A 20194-nucleotide genomic window follows, 5' to 3' on the forward strand; every position below is an offset into this window, starting at 1 on the left:
CCCGTCCGGCTCGGGTCCCATCCGCCAGGGAATGACGAATGGCGGATACGCTCGCGGCCGTTTCAATCGACGTTTCGTCGATCAGGGAGACCACATGAGCAAGACGATCCGAACCGCCCTGCTGGCCGCAGGGCTGGGCGGCCTGTTGGCCGTCGCACCGGCGACGGCCGCAACCCCAGCCGTCACCGCCGCCGCCGCCAAGGCCGCCGCTTCCGACTTCAGCCCCGCCGGCTTCGACGCCTGGGCCGACGGCGCCGCCGCCGAGCGCATGCGCGCCGCGCCCGAACACGCCACCCGCATGCAGTACTTCGAAGGCGACACCCAAGCCCGCCTCGACGGCCTGTGGGATCCCCTCTCCAAACGCGACCAGCTCGCGGCCATCGCACGCGACCGGCAGGCGCTCGCGGAACTCGGACGCTTCAAACGCGACGCGCTCACCCCCACCCAGCGCGTGTCCGCCGCGTTGATGGACTGGTCGATGCGCCAGAGCATCGCGAGCGCCGACTTCCTCGACCAGCAGTACGTGTTCGAGCACATGTCCGGCGTCCACGTCGGTCCGGTGACCTTCCTGGTCCAGGAGCATCCGCTGCGCAACGCGGCCGACGTGCAGAGCTATCTCAAGCGCATGGCGGGCCTGCCCGCGCTGATGGACCAGGGCATCGCCCGCGCCCGCGCCGCGCAGGCCAAGGGCGTGCTGATGCCGCGCTTCATCACCGCGACGGTGATCGGCCAGATCGAGCAGTTCGTCGGCGCGCCGCCGGCAAGCAATCCGCTGGTGCTGTCGCTGACCGAGCGCATGGCCCATGTCGACGGGATGGACGCGCAAGCGAAGCAGCGCGCCCGCGCGCAGGCCGAGGCGCTGGTCACCAGGTCCATCGTGCCGGCGTGGAAGCGCGGTCTCGCGCTGATGCGCGCGCAACTGCCGCTGACCACCGACGACGCCGGCGTCTGGCATCTGCCGGATGGCGACAAGTTCTACGCCGCGCGGCTGCGCGCCAACACGACGACCGACCTCACGCCCGCCGAGATCCACGCGATCGGCCTGAAGCAGGTCGCCCGCATCGAGGCCGAGATGGACGGCCTGCTGCGCCAGCTCGGCTACACCGACGGCACCATCGAGCAGCGTTTCCGCAAGATGGACGCCGACCGCCAGCCCAAGGACGCCGCGCCGCAGGTGGAGCTGCTGGACCGCTACACCCGCTACCTGCGCGATGCCGAGGCCCGCGCCAAGCCGCTGTTCGACGTGCTGCCGAAGGCGCCGGTCGAGGTGCGCCGCGAGCCCGCGCTGACCGAGCCCACCGCCGCCGCGCACTACACGACGCCCGCTCCCGACGGCTCCAAGCCCGGCGTGTTCTGGGCGCCGCTGGCGGGACCGACCTATGACATCGCGGACATGCGCACGCTGGTCCATCACGAGGCCGTGCCCGGCCACCACTTCCAGCTCGCGATCCAGATGGAGGCCAAGCAGCTGCCCTACTTCCGCCGCCGCTACGCCTACATGGCGGGCTCGGCCTATGTCGAGGGCTGGGCGCTCTACGCCGAGCAGCTGGCGGTCGAGAACGGCTGGTACGAGGGCGATCCGGTCGGGCATCTCGGCCAGCTCTACGGCGCACTGTTCCGCGCGCGGCGGCTGGTCGTCGACACCGGCCTGCATGCGATGAAGTGGACTCGCCAGCAGGCGATCGACTACGGCATCAGCCCGCAGGAGGTCGACCGCTACATCGTCTGGCCGGGCCAGGCCTGCGCCTACATGCTGGGCCGGCTCCGCATCGAGGCGCTGCGCGACCAGGCGCGCGCGCGGCTCGGCGACCGCTTCGACATCCGCCAGTTCCACAACGTCGTGCTGCTGACCGGCGACGTGCCGCTGACGGTGCTCGGACAGGTCGTCGACGACTGGGTGGACAGCCGCCGCAATGCAGGCACTGGCGCGGCGAACGCGGCGCCTTGAGTCAGCTGAGGGTGGCGTCGGGGGACGGACGGAGCGGCGCATGCCGCGCCATCAGTTCCTCGATCCATTCGATGAACACACGCAGCTTCGCGCTGACCTTGCGATTGGGCGGATAGGCCAGGTACATCGGCATCGCGTCCAGCGACCAGTCCTCGAGCAGCGGCCTGAGCTCGTCGCGCGCCACGTGCGGCTCCGCCATGTAGCGCGGCAGCCAGAGCACGCCCAGACCGGCGAGCCCGGCCGCCAGATAGGCGTTGCCATCGTCCGCGGCCACGACGTAGCGGCCTCGCACGTTGATGGTCTCCTCGCCGCGGCGCATGGGCACCGGTGCGACCTTGCCGGTGCTCGAGCGCAGGAAGCCGACGATGCGATGCGCGGGGCTGTCGATCTCGCGCGGATGCGCGGGAATGCCGGCGGCGTCGAGGTAGGCCGGCGCGGCATAGACGCCGAGCGGCAGGTCGCCGATCCGCCGCGCGATCAGCGAGGGCACCGTCACCTCGCCCCCACGCAGCACCGCATCGACGTTGTCGCCAATCACGTCGACGATGCGGTCGCTGACGCCCATGTCGATCTGGATCTCCGGATGGCGCGCATGGAAGGCCGGCAGCGCCGGCATCAGGATCATCCGCGCGAAGGGGGTCGGCACATCGATGCGAAGCCGGCCGCGAGGCGACGCGGTCGCGCTCGACAGCGCGGTGTCCGCGTCGTCGAGCTCGGCCAGCACGCGCACGACGCGCTCGTAGTACGCGGCACCGTCCGGCGTGACCCGCACCTGGCGCGTCGTGCGATGCAGCAGCTGCACGCGCAGCCGCGCCTCGAGCTGCTGCACCAGCTGCGTCACCGTGGTCTTGCTCATGTGCAGCGTCTGCGCCGCCTTGGTGAAGCTGCCCGCCTCCACCACGCGCGCGAAGGCCTGCAAGGCATCGAATCGGTCCATGCTGCCTGGGATTGTTTGGGAACTCCAAACAGTCATTGTGCGACCTGCCTGTTTATCGCCGGACTACCGCTTCCTAAAGTCCCTGCATCGTTTCCCGATTCACGCTGACTTCAAGGAATCCCCATGTCCGCACGCGATGTCGTCTTCCCTCCCGGCCGCCAGGCGCTGTACGAGCGCAACCGCTACTCACCGGCGATCCGCTCCAACGGCTTCCTCTTCGTCTCGGGGCAGGTTGGCAGCCGGCCCGACGGCTCTTCCGAGCCGGATCTTGAGGCGCAAGTGCGCCTGGCCTTCCAGAATCTCAACGCGATCCTCGCCGCGGCGGGCTGCCGCTTCGAGGATGTCGTCGACGTGACGGTGTTCCTCGTCGATCCGGCCAAGACCTTCGAGCGCATCTGGCCGATCGTCGGCGAGTTCTGGGGCGAGGCGCCGCATCCGACACTCACCGGCATCGGCGTCACCTGGCTCTACGGCTTCGACTTCGAGATCAAGGTGATTGCGAAGTTGCCGGAGGGACAGGGCTGAACGTCGGCTCCCTGACCCATCGCAGGCCCGGCACGCGGCATGCCCCAAGTCCGAACGGAGGTCACCATGGATCGATTCACCGGCGGCTGCCTTTGTGGCGCCGTGAGGCTCGTGGCCACGGGCCGGCCGTATCGCGTCGGCGTCTGTCATTGCCTCGACTGCCGCAAGCATCACGGCGCGCTGTTCCATGCATCGGGCATCTTTCCCGAGAACGCGGTGTCCATCGAGGGCGACACGCGCGCGTACCGCGGCCGCCACTTCTGCCCGCGCTGCGGGTCCTCCGTGTTCGGGCGCAGCGGGGACGAGATCGAGGTGAACCTCGGGGCGCTCGACGCGCCGGATCAACTGCAGCCCACGTATGAGCTGTGGACGATCCGGCGCGAGGCCTGGCTGCCGCCATTCCCGCTCACCAGGCATTACGAGCGCGACCGAGAGGGCCTCAGCCGGTTCGAGGACGCCAGGAACGAGCCGCCGGATTCCACGCCAGAAAATGGCAGCAGCCCATCCGGCGGCGGTTGATCGATTCAATAAGCCCGCATACGATAAGTCCACTTATCAATAGCGGGAGATCGATTTGAATACCTGGAACCACTCGTACAGCCGCGACATCGCCGCCACGCCCGAGGCGATCTGGTCGGCATTCGCGGACACCGCCAACTGGAAGCGCTGGAACGCGGGAGTGAAGGAGATCCATCGGGACAGCGCCTTCGCCACCGGCGGACGCTTCACGATGGAGATGCCCGATGGCGACAGCATCGACAGCCTGCTCGTCTCAGTCTCCACGTGTCAGCACTTCATCGACGAAAGCCGCCTGGGCGATATCGTCGTGCGGGTCGAGCACCGCATCGAAGCCCTCGAGGATCGTCGCAGCCGCGTCGTCTACACCATCAGCGTGCAGGGACCGCAAGCGCGCGAAGTGGGCGAAGCCGTCAGTGCGGATTTCCCCAGCGTGCTGGAAGGGCTCGATCAATACCTCGCCGAAGCCGCCATCGCCTGAGACCGACCGCCATGGCCACCAAGCCCCTGCCCACTCAGTTCTCCGGCCCCTACGAAAGCCCCGGCTTCCTGTTGTGGCGCATCGCCAATGCCTGGCAACGGGAACAGCGCAACGCGCTGCAGGCCTTCGGGATCACGCACACGCAGTTCGTCGCGCTGGCCGTGGCGAGCTGGTTCAGCCGGCAGGAGCCGATGACGCAGGCACGGCTCGCCCAGATCACCGGCAGCGATCCCATGACGACCTCACAGGTGGTGCGGGCGCTGGAGAAGCTGGGCTACTTCGAGCGTTCGCCGCATCCGACTGATACCCGCGCGAAGCTCATCTCCGTCTCGGCCGCCGGACGCAAGGTCGCCGCCAAGGCGACCAAGGTCGTGGAAGCGACCGATCAGGCGTTCTTCGCCCCCCTGGGGGATCAGACCGGTGAGCTGGTGCGGCTGTTCCAGTCCTTGCTCGCGGCGGCGACCGGCACCTCGGCAGAGGACGAGCGCTGGCCGGACTGAGGCGCAGCGGGCGACATGACCAGGCTCACGCATCGCTTGGCGAGCAGGTCGGTCGGATCGACGACACGGATCGCCCGCCCACGCACCGGCAGCGCCTCGTCGGCGGCGATCACCAGCGGCAGCTCGGTGCAGCCCAGGATGATCGCCTGCGCGCCCCGATCCACCAGATGCTCGAGCGCGGCATGCAGCTCCTGCGAGCACCGGCCGCTCGTGAACCCCGCCTTCACGCCTTCCGGTCCGTAGATCGCCGACATCACCAGCGCCTGATGCCGCGCATCGGGCAGCAGCAGCGCCAGCTGCGCGTGCTCGAGGGCTTCGGCATAGATGCCGCTCTGGACGGTCCCGGACGTGGCGAGCAATCCCACCTTCGCGCCGGGCGCCAGGTGGCCCCGCAGATGCTCCGCCGCCGTCTCCAGCATGCTGACGATCGGAATCGACAGGTGCGGCTGGATGCGCGCGACGAAGGCGTGGGCCGTGTTGCACGGGATCGCGATCAGCGCGGCATCCGCCGCCTCCAGCCGCTTGCAGGTCGAGTACAGCGACACCGTCGGATCAACGCCGTCGCCAATCAGGTTGGCGGTCCGGTCGGGGATCTGCGGGTTCTGCTCGACCACCACCTTGATGTGGTCCTGGTCACGCGCCGCCGGCGTGTTGCGCACCAGCTTGCCGAGGAAGTCCACGGTGGCGGCAGGCCCCACCCCGCCCACCACGCCGACCTTCACCGGCGCCGTGCCGCTCTGCTCCTGCGCCGTCGCCGCCCGGACGTAGGCCAGGTTGGAGTCCAGCACCGGAAAGCCGCGGCTCCTCAGCGCGTCGATGGCGACCGGGATCTCCGAGAAGCCCGGCACGATGAGATCGACCCCTTCATCCATCAGCGCCTGACAGGCGCTCGCGAGCAGATCGACCGGACCGGCGCGCAGATGGCCGCTCTTGAGCCCCTCGGCGCCGTAGATGGCCGCCATGACGCACTCGTCCTGCGTCCGCGCGTCCGGATACACGAGCTCCCAGCGGTCATCGCCGAAGTAGCGCTCGAACAGCCGCTTCGCACGCACGTGGTCGGAGGTCAGCACGCCGATGCGGCGCGCCTTCACATGGCGGCGCTCGATGTCCGCCTTCAGCGCCGCCATCATGTCCACGATGGGCACCTTCACCTCCGCCTGCAGCTCGGCCAGGAAGGTGTGGCTCAGGAAGCAGGGCAGCAGCACCGCCTGCGCGCCACGCGACTCGAAGGAGCGCACCAGGTCGAACACATAGAGCTTGCGCCCGCTCTGGGACGCGTCGGCCGCTCCCGGATCCAGCCCCTCGTGGAACGGGCGCTGCTCGAAGATCAACCCGGCCTGCCCTTCCCCCGGCGAGGCGGGAAGCGCCTGCGTCAGCTTGAAGAACAGATCGGCGGCGCCCAGCATCCCGAGGCCGCCAACGATGCCGAAGCGGTACGGCGCGTGGGTGTACTGCATGAGGAAGCTTTCGGCTTCAGCGTCGCGCCGCGCTCAGACCGCCTGCCCGGCCACGCGCGCGTGACGAGGCCGATCCATCGCGTGAGCCGCCGTGGCCGCTTCGCCCGCGCGCGCGGCGCCGGCGCCCTCGTCCGCGTCGATCTCCTCGCTGCCCAGCTTGCCTTCCCACTTCGCGATCACCGAGGTGGCCAGGCTGTTGCCGATGACGTTGGTCGCCGTGCGGCCCATGTCGAGGAACACGTCCACGCCCATGATCAGCAGCAGGCCCGCCTCGGGCAGCCCGAACATCGGCAGCGTCGCGGCCACCACCACGAGCGAGGCCCGCGACACGCCCGCCATGCCCTTGCTGCTGATCATCAGGAACAGCAGCAGCGAGAGCTGCGCGGCGAAGGACATCTCGACGCCATAGGCCTGCGCGACGAACAGCACCGCGAAGGCCTGGTACATCATCGAGCCGTCCAGGTTGAAGGCGTAGCCCAGCGGCAGCACGAAGCCGGTCACCTCGCTCTTGACGCCGAACTTCTTGAGCTGCTCCATCGTCTTCGGATAGGCGGCCTCGCTGCTGGCGGTCGAGAAGGCGATCATCGTCGGCTCCTTCACCAGACCCAGCAGCCGGAACACGCGGCCCTTGAGCACCAGATAGCCCGCCAGCACCAGCACCAGCCACAGCGACGACAGCCCGAGGTAGAAGCTCGCGATGAACCTGGCGAAGGTGCCCAGCACGCCCAGTCCCTGCACCGTGATCGCCGCGGCCACCGCCGCGAACACGCCGACCGGCGCGAACAGCATGACGTAGTCGGTGACCTTGATCATCACGTGCACCAGGCCATCGATCGCCGACACCATCGCCTCGCCGGCGCGGTCCCGCACCGCGCGCAGCGCGAAGCCGAAGAACAGCGAGAACACGACGATCTGCAGCACCGAGTTCGAGGCCATCGCGTCGAAGATGCTCTTCGGGAAGACGTTGGTCAGGAAGTCCTTGAAGTTCAGCGACGCCGTCTTGAGGTTGGTCGCCGCATGCGCGTCGGGCAGCGGCAGGTTCATCGCCTTGCCCGGATGCAGCAGGTTGGCCCACATCAGGCCCAGCAGCAGCGACACGAACGAGGCGGTCACGAACCAGCCCATCGCGCGGGCGCCGATGCGGCCGACGCTCTTGCCATCGGACATGCCGACGATGCCGGCCACCAGCGTCGCGAACACCAGCGGCGCGATGATCATCTTCACCAGCCGCAGGAAGATGTCGGCCACCATGCTGAAGTAGCCGCCGAGCTCCTTGGCCGCCGCCGCGTCGGGCGCGCTCGCGTGACAGACGGCGCCGGCGCCGATGCCCAGCACCAGCGCCACGCCGATCCAGGTGGTGAGTTTGTTGAACTTCATCGCTTGTCTCCTGCCCGCGCCGCGGGCGAATGGGGAAGCGGCGTCTGCGCGCCGCCCTGTTTACTGAAGCTGCAGCTGCGCCCGCGGCTGCGTGAGCACGTCGGGCCGCAGGATCTGGTCGAGCTGGCCGGCCGTCAGCAGTCCCTTGTGGATCACCAGGTCGTACACGCTGGCGCCGCTCAGCAGCGCCTCCTGCGCGATGAGCGTGGCGTTCTCGTAGCCGATGTACGGATTCAGCGCGGTCACCAGGCCGATCGAGCGCTGCACGCTCTCGCGCAGCGCGTCGCGGTCGACGGTGATGCCGCGCACGCAGCGCTCGGCCAGCGTCAGCAGCGCGGCGCGCAGGTGGTTCACGCTCTTGAAGAGGCTGTGCGCGATGATGGGCTCGAAGGCGTTGAGCTGCAGCTGCCCGGCTTCAGCCGCGAAGGAGATCGTGAGGTCGTTGCCGATGACCTCGAAGGCCACCTGGTTCACGACCTCGGGGATCACCGGATTCACCTTGCCCGGCATGATCGACGAGCCGGCCTGCATGGCCGGCAGGCGGATCTCGCCGAGCCCGGCGCGCGGGCCGGACGACAGCAGCCGCAGGTCGTTGCAGACCTTGGACACCTTGATCGCCACGCGCTTGAGCACGCCCGAGAGCTGCACGAAGGCGCCGCAGTCCTGCGTCGCCTCGACCAGGTTGGGCGCGGTCAGCACCTCGATGCCGGTGATGCGCGCCAGGTGCGCGCAGACCTTGGCCGCGTAGTCCGGATGCGCGTTGATGCCGGTGCCGATCGCCGTCGCGCCCAGGTTGATCTCCAGGATCAGGCGCGAGGCCTCGCGCAGGCGCTCGATGTCCTCCTCCAGCATCACCACGTAGGTGGAGAACTCCTGCCCCACCGTCATCGGCACCGCGTCCTGCAGCTGCGTGCGGCCCATCTTCAGCACGCCGGCGAATTCCAGCGCCTTCTCATGGAAGGCCGCGCGCAGCACCGCCATCGCCTCGATCAGGCGCTGCACGCCGGCGTAGCCCGCCACCTTCAGCGCCGTCGGGTAGACGTCGTTGGTGCTCTGGCTCATGTTGACGTGCTCGTTCGGATGCAGCTCGGCGTAGCGGCCCTTCGGATGGCCCAGCAGCTCCAGCGCGAGGTTGGCGATGACCTCGTTGGCGTTCATGTTGGTCGAGGTGCCGGCCCCGCCCTGGATCACGTCGACGACGAACTGGTCATGCGCGCGCCCCTGCCGCACCAGCTCGCAGGCCTGGTCGATGGCGCCGGCGATCGCGGGACTGAGCAGCCCCAGCTCCAGGTTGGCGCGGGCGGCGGCCTGCTTGATCGCGGCCAGCGCGTTCACCAGATCCGGATAGACCGAGACCGGGATGCCGCTGATCGGGAAGTTCTCCACCGCGCGCAGCGTGTGGATGCCGTAGTAGGCGCCGGCGGGCACCTCCCGGTCGCCGAGAAGATCGTGCTCGATGCGTGTGGTCGCCATGCCGTTGCCTGCGGGTGAGTTGCAGAAAGTGCATGGATGCTAGGAGCGAGTGGCCTGAATCCAATCCTATGATTCACATTTCGCATGACGGAGTGCGAAAAACCGGATCACGCCAGGAGGCGGCATGCAGATCAGATGGATCGAGGATTTCCTGACGCTGGCCGACGCGAAGGGCTTCGCCCGCGCCGCCGAGCGGCGCAACGTGTCGCAGCCGACCTTCAGCCGGCACATCCAGTCGCTGGAGGAATGGGTGGGCGTGGAGCTGGTGGACCGGCGCGGCTCGCGCATCCAGCTGACGCCGTCGGGGCGCATCTTCCGCGAGTTCGCCAACGACCTGCTGCGGCGCACCTACGACATGCGCGCGCTGCTGCGCGGGCAGACCTCCACGGCACAGAACTCGATCCGGTTCTCGGTGGCGCACACGCTGTCGCTGACCTTCTTCCCGCAATGGCTCAACGAGCTGCGGGCGGCGCTGGGCAACGTGCTCGCGCATGTCAACGCGGTCAACGTCGCCGACGGCGCGCGGGCGCTGACCGAGGGCGCGACGGACATGCTGCTCGGCTACCACCATCCGCAGCTGCCGGTGCTGCTCGATCCCAAGCGCTTCCCGCACCTGCGGCTCTCCACCGAGCGCATGGCGCCGTTCTCCGCGCCGCTGGCGAGCGGCGCCCCGAAGTTCAAGCTGCCCGGACGCGTCGATGGCGCGGTGCCCTTCCTGTCGTACTCGGCGGGCACCTACCTCGGCCAGGTGGTCGAGATGATCCTGCTCAACGCGGGCGAGTCCTTCCACCTCGCCAGGACCTTCGACACGCACATGGCCGAGGCGCTCAAGGCCATGGTGCTGGCCGGGCACGGCCTGGGCTGGCTGCCGGTCAGCGCGGTGACGCGCGACGTGAAGGAAGGCCGGCTGGTGGTGGCCGGCGCGGCGCGCTGGACCTGCGAGCTGGAAGTGCGCCTGTATCGGCAGGCGGATCGCGGCAACGAGATGGTCGAGCGGATCTGGGAGCTGCTGGCGGCACGCGCGTGACGAGGCGCCCTCGCCCGGGAAACCTTCGTATGGTTACCGGCGATCGAGGCGCTCCCTACATTGATGGCTTCTTGCATCCGCAGAAGGCATCGCCATGCTGAAAATCACCCACAGCTACATCGACGGCCGCTTCACGCCGACAAGGGGCAGCGAGACCGTCGAGATCGTGAATCCCGCCAATGAGGCCGTCATCGGCCGCGCCACGCTGGCCAACCGCGAGGACGTGCGATCGGCCATCGACGCCGCCACGAGGGCGCAGCCCGCCTTCGGCCGGACCTCGAAGGCCGAGCGCATCGCCCTGCTCGAGCGCTTGCAGGCCGCGATGCTCGCGCACGCCGACGCGCTGTGCGAGTCCTCCATCCTCGAGTACGGCGGCCCCTTCTCCCGCTCCCGCTGGGTCTCCCGGTACGCGTCCGACTGCTTCGGGCAGGCGGCGCGCACGCTGGAGCACTACGTGTTCGAGCGCCCCGCCGGCGTGGACGGCGTCTCGACGCTGCGCATGGAGCCCGTGGGCGTGTCGGGCCTCTTCGCGCCATGGAACGCGGCGAGCGGGACGATGGCCAGCAAGCTCGCCGCCGCCTTGGCGGCCGGCTGCGCCACCGTGGTGAAGCCCAGCGAGCTGAGCCCCTGGCAGGCGCAGGTGATGGCGCAGGCGATCCATGAGGCCGGCCTGCCGCCGGGCGTCGTGAACATCGTGACCGGGCGCGGCGCCGACGTCGGCGCGGAACTCGCCAGCCACGGCGCGGTCGCCAAGCTGTCCTTCACCGGCTCGACGCCCACCGGCAAGCTCATCGCGCGGGCCGGCATCGACGGAATGAAGCGCGTCAGCCTGGCGCTGACCGGCAAGTCCGCATCGCTGCTGCTGGATGACGCGAATCTGGATGCCGCCGTGCCGCTGGCCGTGGCCGCCGCGTTCATGAACAGCGGCCAGGCCTGCGTGGCGGGCACGCGGCTGCTGGTCCCGCGGCACCGGATGGCGGAAGTGGTCGAGCGCGTGCGCGCCGCCGTGGAAGCCATGCAGGTCGGAGACCCGCGCGATCCGGCGACCAGCGTCGGTCCCATGGTCGGCCGGGCGCAGCTCGAGCGGGTGCAGTCCTTCATCCGCGGCGGCCTCGAGCAAGGCGCCACGCTGGTGACCGGCGGACCGGGCCGCCCGGCCGGCCTCGAGCGGGGCTGGTTCGCGCGGCCCACGGTGTTCGCCGATGTCCGCGGGGACATGCTCATCGCGCGCGAGGAGATCTTCGGCCCGGTGCTCTCCATCCTGGCCGTCGACGACGAGGACGACGCGGTGGCGGTGGCCAACGACTCGCCCTACGGGCTCCAGGCCTACGTCTTCTCGGAGGACCTCGACGCCGCGCGCCGCATCGCCGGCCGCCTGCAGGCCGGCACGGTGCTGATCAACCGCGTGGCGCCCGATCTGCTGGCCCCGTTCGGCGGGGTCAAGCAGTCGGGACTGGGACGGGAGTTCGGGGTGATGGGCCTGGAAGCCTTCCTCGAGCCCAAGACCATCACCACCGGCTGAGCCGCCCGGCGTCAGCGCAGCGCGCGGAAGGCCGCGCGCATCTCCGCGGCGAAGAGTTCGGGCTGTTCCCACGCGGCGAAGTGCCCGCCGCGATCCACTTCATGGAAGTAGGCCAGGGACGGATAGGCCCGCTCGGTCCACGAGCGCGGCGCCCGATAGATCTCGCCCGGGAAGACCGTGACGGCCACCGGCAGCCGGATCTGAGCGGTGCGCTGGTGTGCGGCGCTGAAGTTGTTGTTGTTGTTCTCCCAGTAGAAGCGCGAGGCGGACGCGCCGGTGTCGCTCAGCCAGTACAGCGTGATGTCGTCGAGGATCTCGTCCTTGCTCAGCACCCGCTCCGGCTGGCCGTCGCTGAAGGTCCATTCGGCGATCTTCTCGTACATGAACGCGGCCAGCGCGGCCGGCGAGTCGCACAGCGCATAACCGATCGTCTGCGGCCGCGTGACCATCAGCGCGCCGTAGGCCGCGTTCCTCGCGAAGAACCGGCTCAAGGTCTCGAAGGCCAGGCGTTCGGCCGCGGACAGACCGGCCGGCGGCGGATCGCCGGCGTTGATCGGCTTGACGAGTTCAGCGGGCACGGTCGGCGGCATGCTGACGTGGATGCCCGCGAGTCCCGGCACCTGGAGCCGCGCCATCGCGTTGGAGATCACCGAGCCATGGTCGCCGCCCTGTGACACGTAGCGCGTGTAGCCCAGCCGCTCCATCAGCACCGCCCAGGCGCGCCCGACGCGTTCCGGGCCCCAGCCCAGTTCCGCGGGCCGGCCGGAGAAGCCGTAGCCCGGGATCGACGGGATGACCACGTCGAAGGCATCCGCCGCCGTGCCGCCATGCGCGGTCGGATCGGTCAGCGGGCCGATGGTCTTGACCATCTCCAGGATGGAGCCGGGCCAGCCATGCGTGATCAGCAGCGGCATCGCGCCCGGATGCCGCGACGTCACATGCAGGAAGTGGATGTCGACGCCATCGATCTGCGTCACGAACTGGGGCAGCGCATTCAACGAGCGCTCCAGCCGGCGCCAGTCGTAGGCGCCGCCCCAATAGGCGCACAGGCCGCGCAGCGTGGCCAGCGGCACGCCCTGCGAGGTGTCTCGCACCGTCTCGCGGTCCGGCCAGCGCGTGGCCGCCAGACGCCGCTTCAAGTCGTCCAGCGCGGTCTGCGGGACGTCGATGCGCAAGGGCCGGAGGCTGGTGTCGCCGGGCGCGGCCTGCGTCGGGCCGGCGGCGAGGGCGCCGGTCCAGGCCGGGCCGGCGCCGGCCTCGGCGGCGCGGGCCAGCAGGCTCAGCCCGGAAGCGCTCACCAGCGCCGAGGCGGCGAGGAAGTGGCGGCGCGCGGCATTGGCGCGCGGCGGATTCAAGTCGGACATGGGGATGCTCCTGAGAGTGTGTGGATCGAGGCGTCGCATCACACCAAACCCGGCGCTCGCGGCCCATAGCACCCTCGTTCAGCGGGGCGCAACCAAGGTATGGGAGGCAGGCGCCCATCGCCAGCGGCAGCCCCGGCCGCAGCGCCCGGCTTGCGAACCGAAGCATCAGATCCTATGATGCAATTTCATGTAGTGTTCCCTACATCAAACAGCATGCCGCCACTCTCGGATCTGCCCTTTCCATCCGCTCGCCGCCTCGACGCGCGGTTGCATCGCGTCTGGCTGGAGGATGGCTCCTCCCGGCTCCTGATCGGGAGCCGGGACGACTCCGCGGCGCTGCTGTCGCTGCTGCAGCGGGAGTACGCCTTGCGCGAGGCGCTGAGCGGCAGCTGGGCCGCGACGCCTGAAGCGCTGGTCCCGAGCGGCCAGCGGCTGCTCCTGCTGGCCAGCGACCCGGGCGGGCTGCCGCTGCGGCAGCTGGCCCAGCCCGGCCTGCCCGTGCGCCGCTTCCTTCGGCTGGCCGGCGCGATCACGGCGGCCGTCGCCGGCATGCATCGATCGGGCGTGCTGCATCGGGCGCTCACGCCGGACCGCATCCTGGTGGACGAGCGGACGGGCCACGCGCGTCTCCTCGGCTTCGGCATGGCGTCGCGCCTGGACGCCGGCATCGACGCGCAGCCGCCCGCGGACGACGCCGCCGAATGGGACGACGCGAGCTTCGACTACCTGGCGCCGGAGCTCGGCGCGCGCATGAACCTCAGGCCCGATGTCCGCGCCGACCTGTATGCGCTGGGCGCCATCTTTCATGAGCTGCTCGTGCATGCGCCGCTCTTCGAGGCCGCCGACGCCGCCGCCCGGCTGCATGCGCACGCGACCCGGCGCCCCGCCCTGACCCATCGCCTGAGACCCGATGTGCCGATGCAGCTGTCCCGCATCATCGGCCGCCTGCTCGAGAAGCCGCCCGAGCTGCGCTATGCCGACGCGGCCGCGCTGCTCGCCGACCTCACCGCGTGCGAGGAGCTCCTGGACGAGCACGGCGGCATTCCGACCTTCGCGCTGAACGCCGGCTCCGCGATGGCGGATTGGGACCATGCGATGCCGGTGCTCGGGCGAGACGCGGAGCTGCGCCAGCTGCAGGCGCTCTATGAGGCGGTGAGCGCGGGAGGCGGCGCGCGCACCGCCTTCATTCATGGAGACGCCGGCATCGGCAAGTCGCGGCTGTTGCGTGAACTGGTGACGCGCCTGGAGGGCGGTCACGCGCCGCTGGTCGCCACGGCGAAGTGCATGTCCGCCGGCAGCGCCCTGCCCTTCGACGTGATGACGCGGGCGCTGCGTCCCTTGCTGCAGGTGGCGCTCAGCAGCGACGAACGCGAGTTCGCGCGCTGGCGTCAGCGCCTGCGCGAGGCCGCGCATCCCGTCTCCGGCACGGTGGCCGGCCTGCTGCCGGAGCTGCGAGCGCTGCTGGACCTGCCGGCCGACGGGGGCTCGCCGCAGATCACCGACCTGGCCCTGATCTTCGAGCGTGAGCTGGTGATGCACGCGATGGGCCGGCTGATCGCCGCCTTCGCGCGGCCGGAGCGCCCGCTGGTGCTGGTCCTCGACGATCTGCAGTGGGCGGACGACGAGACGCTGCGGCTGCTGGACCGCCTGCTGGCCGATCACGCGCAAGCCCCCCTGCTGGTGCTCGGATCGATCCGCTCGCCGGTCCCTGGCCAGCTCCCGCCGCCCTCTCCCGCGCCCAACGCCCGGGTCGCTCCGCTGCACCTGGACCTCACGCCGATCGACAGCGCGTCCACGCGCCAGCTCATCGCCGGGGCGCTGGGACAGGTGGAGTCCGACACCACGGCACTCGCCGAGCTGCAGCAGTTGGTGGAGAAATGGACCGGCCGCAATCCCTTCTTCATCCGCCGTCTGCTGACGCGGCTGCTCGCGGGCCGGCTGCTGCGGCACGATCCGGCGCGGCGCGCCTGGACCTGGGACCTGCGCCGCATCCGCGCGGAGCCGGGCCTCTACGACGTCGGCGGCCTGCTGGCGCTGGACCTCGAGGAGCTGCCTGGCCCCACGCAGTCGCTGCTGAGGATGCTGGCCGCGCTCGGCGACCGGGTCGCGACACCGCTGCTCGCGCTGGCGGGCGGCGTCGCGCCCGAGGCGGTGCCGCCGGCTTTGGCCGCCGCGGCGGAGGCCGGCTTCGTGAGCGCCGACGGCGATGCCTGGGGCTTCACCCACGACCATGTCCGCGACGCGGTGCTGGCGTCGCAGCCCGCCTCGACGAAGACAGCGCTGCATCTGTCCATCGCGCGGCGGCTGCGGTCGGCGCCGCCGTCGAGCGTGCCGGTCTACCTGCTCGCGACGCAGGCCAACTTCGCGGCCCCTTCGCAGAGCCCGGGGGACGAGCGGCGCGCCTTCGCGCGGGCGAATCTCGAGGCGGGCCGGCGCGCCAAGGCCGCCACCGCGCACGCGGCGGCGCTGGTGTACTTCCGCCAGGCGCTGCGCTGGTTCGACGGCGACCGCGGCGAAGAGACGCTGCAGGCCGCCCTGCTCTGCGGCGAGGCCGAGTTCATGACCGGCGCGCTGGCGCAGGCCGAGGAGCGGCTTGCCGGCCTGGCCGATCTGGCGGGCGACGGCGTGTTCGGCGCCGAGCTCGCGCGGCTGCGCGCCGCGCTGTACACCGCGCTGGGGCGCTATGACGACGCGCTGGACGTGGGGCTGGGCTTCCTGCGGCAAGCTGGCTTCGAGCTGCCGCGGCGCCCGGACGATGCGCAGGTCGATGCCGAGTACCGCGCGGTGCGCGCGTGGATCGACACGCACGGCATGCAGGCGCTGCGCGATCTGCCGAGCGACACCGATCCCCGGCGCCGCGCCATGGTCGACGTCTTCGCCGACCTGCTGCCGCCCGCGCTCTATTCCGATCAGCGTCTGGTGGACCTGATGCTGCTGCGCATGGTGCGGCTGGCCATCGCGCACGGCCACGCGGATGCCTCGGCCAACGGCTACGTCTGCATGATCCAGGTGCTGGGCGCGCGCCACGGCGACTTCGCCACCTCGCGCGCCTTCGGCGAGCTGGCCCTGCACCTGGTGAACGAGCGCGGCCTGAGCCGCTACCAGGCGCGCGTCCTTCACACCTATGCCACCTTCGTGGTGCCGTGGACGACGCCGGCGCGCAGCGCCCGGCCGTATTTCGATCGTGCCTTCGACGTCGCCACGCGCGTCGGCGACCACACCTTCGCGCTCTACTGCGGCCGCAACCGGGCGACCGGCATGCTCTTCGCCGGCGAATACCTGGCCGACGTCCGCCTGAGCGTGGAGCCCGCGCTGGCGCGCGCGCGCGACGCCGGCTTCCAGCTGGTCGTCGATGCGTTGCTGGCGCAGCGCACGCTGCTGAACGAGCTTCAGGGGGTCGAGCTCGCGGGGCGGGGCGAGGGCGCGGGCCGCGCCTCGACGGACGAGACGATGGCGGAACCGCTGGCGTCGGCGACGCCCACGCTGGTCGACCTCGCCTACTGGGTCTACCGCCTGCAGGCCGGCGTCCTGTTTGGTGACTTCGCCGCCGCGCGCAGGGCGCGGCGGCGCGCCCAAGCCTGCCAGGGCGCCGGCCGGGCGTTCGCCGAGTACGGCGACCTGCCGTTCTACGGCGCGCTGGCCCTGCTCGCCGACGCGGGCGGCGCCATCCCGGACGAGGACGCGCAGGCCCTGCGGCGCCACATGGCCGATCTGGCCGCGTGGTCGTCGCACTGCCCGGAGAACTTCGGCGCGCGATGGGCGCTGGTCCGTGCCGAGCACGCGCGCAGCGAGGGCCGCCATGCCGAAGCGGCCGAACACTATGCCGACGCGGTGGCGCAGGCCCGGCGCCATCAGCTCACGCAGGTCGAGGCGCTGGCGTCGGAGCTCGCGGCGGAGTTCCATCTGGCGCGGGATCGCGGCATCGAAGGGCGCGCCTACCTGCGGCATGCGGTGGCCGCCTGGCAGCGCTGGGGCGCGGCGGCCAAGCAGCGCGAACTCCAGGCGCGCCATGCCGATCTGCTCGAGCCCGAAGCCACGAGCTTCCCGACCACGCGGCTGCACAGCCTCGATGTCCAGGCGGTGCTGCGGATCAGCCATGCGCTGGGCGGCGAGCTGGTGCCCGAACGCGTCGTCGACACGACCATGCGCACCGCGCTCGAGAGCGCGGGCGCCGAGTACGGCGCGCTGGCGCTGTTGCGCGGCGGCTCCTGGCTGGTCCGCGCCACGGCGCGCGTGCAGGCGGGCGTCATCGCCGTGGCGCAGCAGCAGGCGCCGGTGTCCAGCGAGGTGCTGCCCCTGTCGGTGCTCCACGCAGTGGCGCGCGCGCAGCAGGCCGCGCAGCTGGACGACGCGCGCGAATCGCAGGCCCTGGCCCAGGACGAGTACGTGAAGCGTCATCGCCCACGGTCGCTGCTGTGCGTGCCGATGATGCGGCGCGGCCAGCTGATCGGCGTGCTTCATCTGGAAAACAACCTGGCCCCGCGGGTGTTCACCGCGGCCAAGGCCGAGCTGCTGGAGGTGATCGCGTCGCAGGCCGCCTTCGCGCTCGAGAACACCCGGCTCTACGAAGAGGCGGTCGATCAGAACCGGCAGCGCGCGGCCGCCGAGGAGCGTCTGCGCGCCGCGCTCACGGAACTCGAGCGCGCCAGCCGGCTCAAGGCGATGGGCGAGCTGGTGGCCTCCATCGTGCATGAGATCGGTCAGCCGCTGAGCGCCATCGACACCTCGGCGAGCGCCGCGGGCCGCTGGCTGGACCGCGCGCAGCCGGAGGTGGGCGAGGCGCTGGCCATGGTGCGCCACGTGGGACTGAGCGCGCGCCGCGCCAAGACCATCATCCAGGGCCTGCGGGCGATGACGCGCAAGGTCGAGCCGCGGCTGGCCGAAGTGGACCTGGGCGAGGCCCTGCGCGAGTGCGCCACGCTGGTGGGCGGCTCGCTCGCCGAGCTCGGCGTGACGCTCGAGCTCGCCGGCAGCGACACCGTGACGCGGGTGATGGGCGATCGCGTGCAGCTTCAGCAGGTGGTGATCAACCTGGTGATGAACGGCGCGGAGGCCATGGCCGGCACGCCGGCCGATCAACGCCGGCTGTCGCTCTCGTGGGGAAGCGATGGCACCGGCCGGGTGCGGGTCGTGGTCGAGGACCGCGGCGAAGGCATCTCGCCGGAGGCGCTCGGCCAGATCCTGGAGCCGTTCTTCACCACCAAGGCCTCGGGCATGGGCATGGGCCTGGCGATCTGCAAGTCGATCGCGAGCGCCCACGGCGGGACGCTGGTCTTCTCGGCGGCGTCGCCGCGCGGCACGCGGGTCGCGCTGGAGCTGCCCGCCGCCGGGGAAGCCGGCGGCATGCCCGGCCCTGACCAGACGGACACCGTCGCCAGCCCGGCCATAGCAGCCCGCAGCGCCAGCGATCTGACCGAGCCCCAACCGTCGTAGGGGGCGCGCCATCCCTTGGTCGGATTGGTCGGCGCCCGCGGCCCTGGTCCCATGGAGGCATCGCGGATCGAGGCCGACGGCCCCCCGCGATCCGCCACCCCGGCGGCGGGCATCGCATCCTGCGCCGCCCGCGTCGCCGGGGGCACCGATGCACGGAGCTTCCCATGATCAACCGCACCTCCCCGTTCACCCCCTCCTCCGGCGCCACGAGCGCTACCCCGCAGCGCCTGCTGCTCGCGATCACGCTGAGCGGCGCCCTGCTGGCCGGCCTGATGTCCGTCGCGTTCGCGGCCGAGCCGGCCGCCTCCACCACCTCGCCGACGACGCGCGCCGCGGTGCTGCAGGACCTCAAGGCCTATCAGGACTCCGGGCTGGCCGCCCTGGAGCGCGACGACTCCCAGTCGCAGGTCGGCACCGAGGCCTGGAAGCAGGCGCGCCGGCGCTATCTGGCGCTGACCCACATGGCCATCAACGGCGCCAAGCCGTTGACACGCGAACAGGTGCTGGAGGACCTGCGCCGCTACGAAGCGTCCGGTCTGGCGCAGGCACAGCAGCGCGATGGCGAGCAGTCCACCATCTCCGAGGAGCAGCGGCAGGCCCTGGCGCGCTACGAGCAGCTCAGCATGACCTCGATGAACGACAAGCCGCTCAGCCGCGCGGAAGTGCTGGCCGATCTGCAGATCTACCGCGAATCCGGCCTGGCCGCGTTCGATCGCAGCGAGGGCGACTTCTCGCGCAGCTCGCCCGACTACGTCGCGGCGCGCCAACGCTACGAGACGCTCAAGCGCGGCGACCGCTACCAGACGCTGGTCTCGGCGCTGGGCACGGCGACCGCGCAGGCCCACTGAGGCGGGCGGCCACCCGATATCCCTTCGTATAGGAGGCGCCGGACGGCGGGCTCTGCTACCGTTCGCGCCTGATGTGATCCCGATGTCCAGCATGCAGCACGCGTACGCCTCGACCGCCCGATCGGCCTCCATGCCGGAGGCCGCGTCGCGGACCGATCCTCCCCGCACCGTCTACGTGGTGGATGACGAACCGCTCGTGCGCACGGCCCTGGCCGGGCTGCTGCGCTCGATGGACCTGCAGGTGCTGGACTTCCCTTCCACCGAAGCCTTCCTCGCGGCCCCCAGGCCGGCGGGTCCGTCGTGCCTCGTGCTGGACGTGCGCCTGCGCGGCGAGAGCGGCCTGGCGTTCCAGCAATCGCTGTCGGGCCACGGCCTGGGCCATCTGCCGGTCATCATGATGACGGGCCATGGGGACGTCCCCATGACGGTCCGCGCGATGAAGGCCGGCGCGCGCGATTTCATCGAGAAGCCCTTCCGCGACCAGGACATGATCGACGCGGTCGTCGCCGCGCTGGCGGCCGACGCGCGCCGGCTCGCGCTGGACCAATCGCTCGGCGGCCTGCGCGAGTGCTGGTCCAGCCTCACTGCGCGCGAGCGCGAGGTGCTGGGCCTGGTCGCGACTGGACTCATGAACAAGCAGATCGCCGACCGCATGGGCATCGCCGAGATCACCGCCAAGATCCATCGGGGCCAGGCGATGCGCAAGATGCAGTCCCGCTCGGTGGCGGAGCTGGTGCGCAAGATGCAGTCGCTGGGCCTGCTGGACGCGGCCGTCTGAGCGAGCCC

Annotated in this window: 15 protein-coding genes; 10 read left to right on the forward strand and 5 right to left on the reverse strand. The window is 70.7% G+C overall.

What is annotated here, in order from left to right:
- Positions 1-94 precede the first annotated feature (94 nt).
- Positions 95-1948: a DUF885 domain-containing protein gene (locus ACEN96_RS25020; RefSeq protein WP_495585722.1), complete on the forward strand. Its 1854-nt coding sequence runs from the start codon at positions 95-97 to the stop codon at positions 1946-1948.
- Position 1949: 1 nt separating this feature from the next.
- On the opposite strand, the gene ACEN96_RS25025 is transcribed toward ACEN96_RS25020, so the two are convergent.
- Positions 1950-2885, reverse strand: coding sequence for a LysR family transcriptional regulator (locus tag ACEN96_RS25025; protein WP_495585723.1), 936 nt, complete (start codon positions 2883-2885; stop codon positions 1950-1952).
- A gap of 123 nt (positions 2886-3008) precedes the next feature.
- Here ACEN96_RS25025 and ACEN96_RS25030 point away from each other — a divergent pair, with 123 nt between their 5' ends.
- The 4 genes from ACEN96_RS25030 to ACEN96_RS25045 all read left to right on the forward strand — a co-directional run bounded on the left by ACEN96_RS25030 (position 3009) and on the right by ACEN96_RS25045 (position 4907).
- Positions 3009-3410 carry a RidA family protein gene (locus ACEN96_RS25030; protein ID WP_495585724.1) on the forward strand — a complete coding sequence of 134 codons (402 nt, stop codon included), beginning with the start codon at positions 3009-3011 and terminating at the stop codon, positions 3408-3410.
- Positions 3411-3476: 66 nt separating this feature from the next.
- The gene (locus ACEN96_RS25035; RefSeq protein WP_495585725.1) at positions 3477-3929 is read left to right on the forward strand and encodes a GFA family protein; all 453 of its coding nucleotides are present in this window, start codon (positions 3477-3479) and stop codon (positions 3927-3929) included.
- Positions 3930-3984: 55 nt separating this feature from the next.
- Positions 3985-4407, forward strand: a complete 423-nt coding sequence (locus ACEN96_RS25040; protein ID WP_495585726.1) for an SRPBCC family protein — start codon at positions 3985-3987, stop codon at positions 4405-4407.
- Between the two features lie 11 nt (positions 4408-4418).
- A complete protein-coding gene (locus ACEN96_RS25045; protein ID WP_495585727.1) occupies positions 4419-4907 on the forward strand; it encodes a MarR family winged helix-turn-helix transcriptional regulator in 489 nt (162 codons plus the stop codon).
- Here the strand turns inward: ACEN96_RS25045 and cuyB are convergent.
- The 3 genes from cuyB to aspA are packed head-to-tail and all read right to left on the reverse strand — an operon-like array spanning position 4820 to position 9214.
- Positions 4820-6364 carry a cysteate racemase gene (cuyB, locus tag ACEN96_RS25050; protein ID WP_495585728.1) on the reverse strand — a complete coding sequence of 515 codons (1545 nt, stop codon included), beginning with the start codon at positions 6362-6364 and terminating at the stop codon, positions 4820-4822. The genes ACEN96_RS25045 and cuyB overlap by 88 nt on opposite strands.
- Positions 6365-6397: 33 nt before the next feature.
- Entirely contained in the window at positions 6398-7741 is a 1344-nt protein-coding gene (locus ACEN96_RS25055) for a dicarboxylate/amino acid:cation symporter (RefSeq protein WP_495585729.1), read from the reverse strand.
- Between the two features lie 60 nt (positions 7742-7801).
- Complete coding sequence (gene aspA / locus ACEN96_RS25060; protein WP_495585730.1) at positions 7802-9214, reverse strand: aspartate ammonia-lyase; 1413 nt, start codon at positions 9212-9214, stop codon at positions 7802-7804.
- Between the two features lie 124 nt (positions 9215-9338).
- Here aspA and ACEN96_RS25065 point away from each other — a divergent pair, with 124 nt between their 5' ends.
- Both ACEN96_RS25065 and ACEN96_RS25070 read left to right on the forward strand, forming a co-directional pair.
- Complete coding sequence (locus tag ACEN96_RS25065) at positions 9339-10241, forward strand: LysR substrate-binding domain-containing protein (protein WP_495585731.1); 903 nt, start codon at positions 9339-9341, stop codon at positions 10239-10241.
- 94 nt (positions 10242-10335) lie between these two features.
- Positions 10336-11763: an aldehyde dehydrogenase family protein gene (locus ACEN96_RS25070; RefSeq protein WP_495585732.1), complete on the forward strand. Its 1428-nt coding sequence runs from the start codon at positions 10336-10338 to the stop codon at positions 11761-11763.
- A gap of 11 nt (positions 11764-11774) precedes the next feature.
- Here the strand turns inward: ACEN96_RS25070 and ACEN96_RS25075 are convergent, their stop codons facing one another.
- Positions 11775-13061, reverse strand: coding sequence for an epoxide hydrolase family protein (locus tag ACEN96_RS25075; RefSeq protein ID WP_495588684.1), 1287 nt, complete (start codon positions 13059-13061; stop codon positions 11775-11777).
- 279 nt (positions 13062-13340) lie between these two features.
- Between ACEN96_RS25075 and ACEN96_RS25080 the strand changes: the two genes are divergently transcribed.
- From ACEN96_RS25080 to ACEN96_RS25090, 3 genes are all read left to right on the forward strand, one after another.
- Positions 13341-18560 carry an AAA family ATPase gene (locus ACEN96_RS25080; protein ID WP_495585733.1) on the forward strand — a complete coding sequence of 1740 codons (5220 nt, stop codon included), beginning with the start codon at positions 13341-13343 and terminating at the stop codon, positions 18558-18560.
- A gap of 164 nt (positions 18561-18724) precedes the next feature.
- Positions 18725-19408, forward strand: coding sequence for a hypothetical protein (locus ACEN96_RS25085; protein WP_495585734.1), 684 nt, complete (start codon positions 18725-18727; stop codon positions 19406-19408).
- Positions 19409-19538: 130 nt separating this feature from the next.
- Complete coding sequence (locus tag ACEN96_RS25090; protein ID WP_495588685.1) at positions 19539-20186, forward strand: response regulator transcription factor; 648 nt, start codon at positions 19539-19541, stop codon at positions 20184-20186.
- Positions 20187-20194 lie beyond the last annotated feature (8 nt).

The organism is Roseateles sp. Mitsp63 (assembly GCF_059491535.1).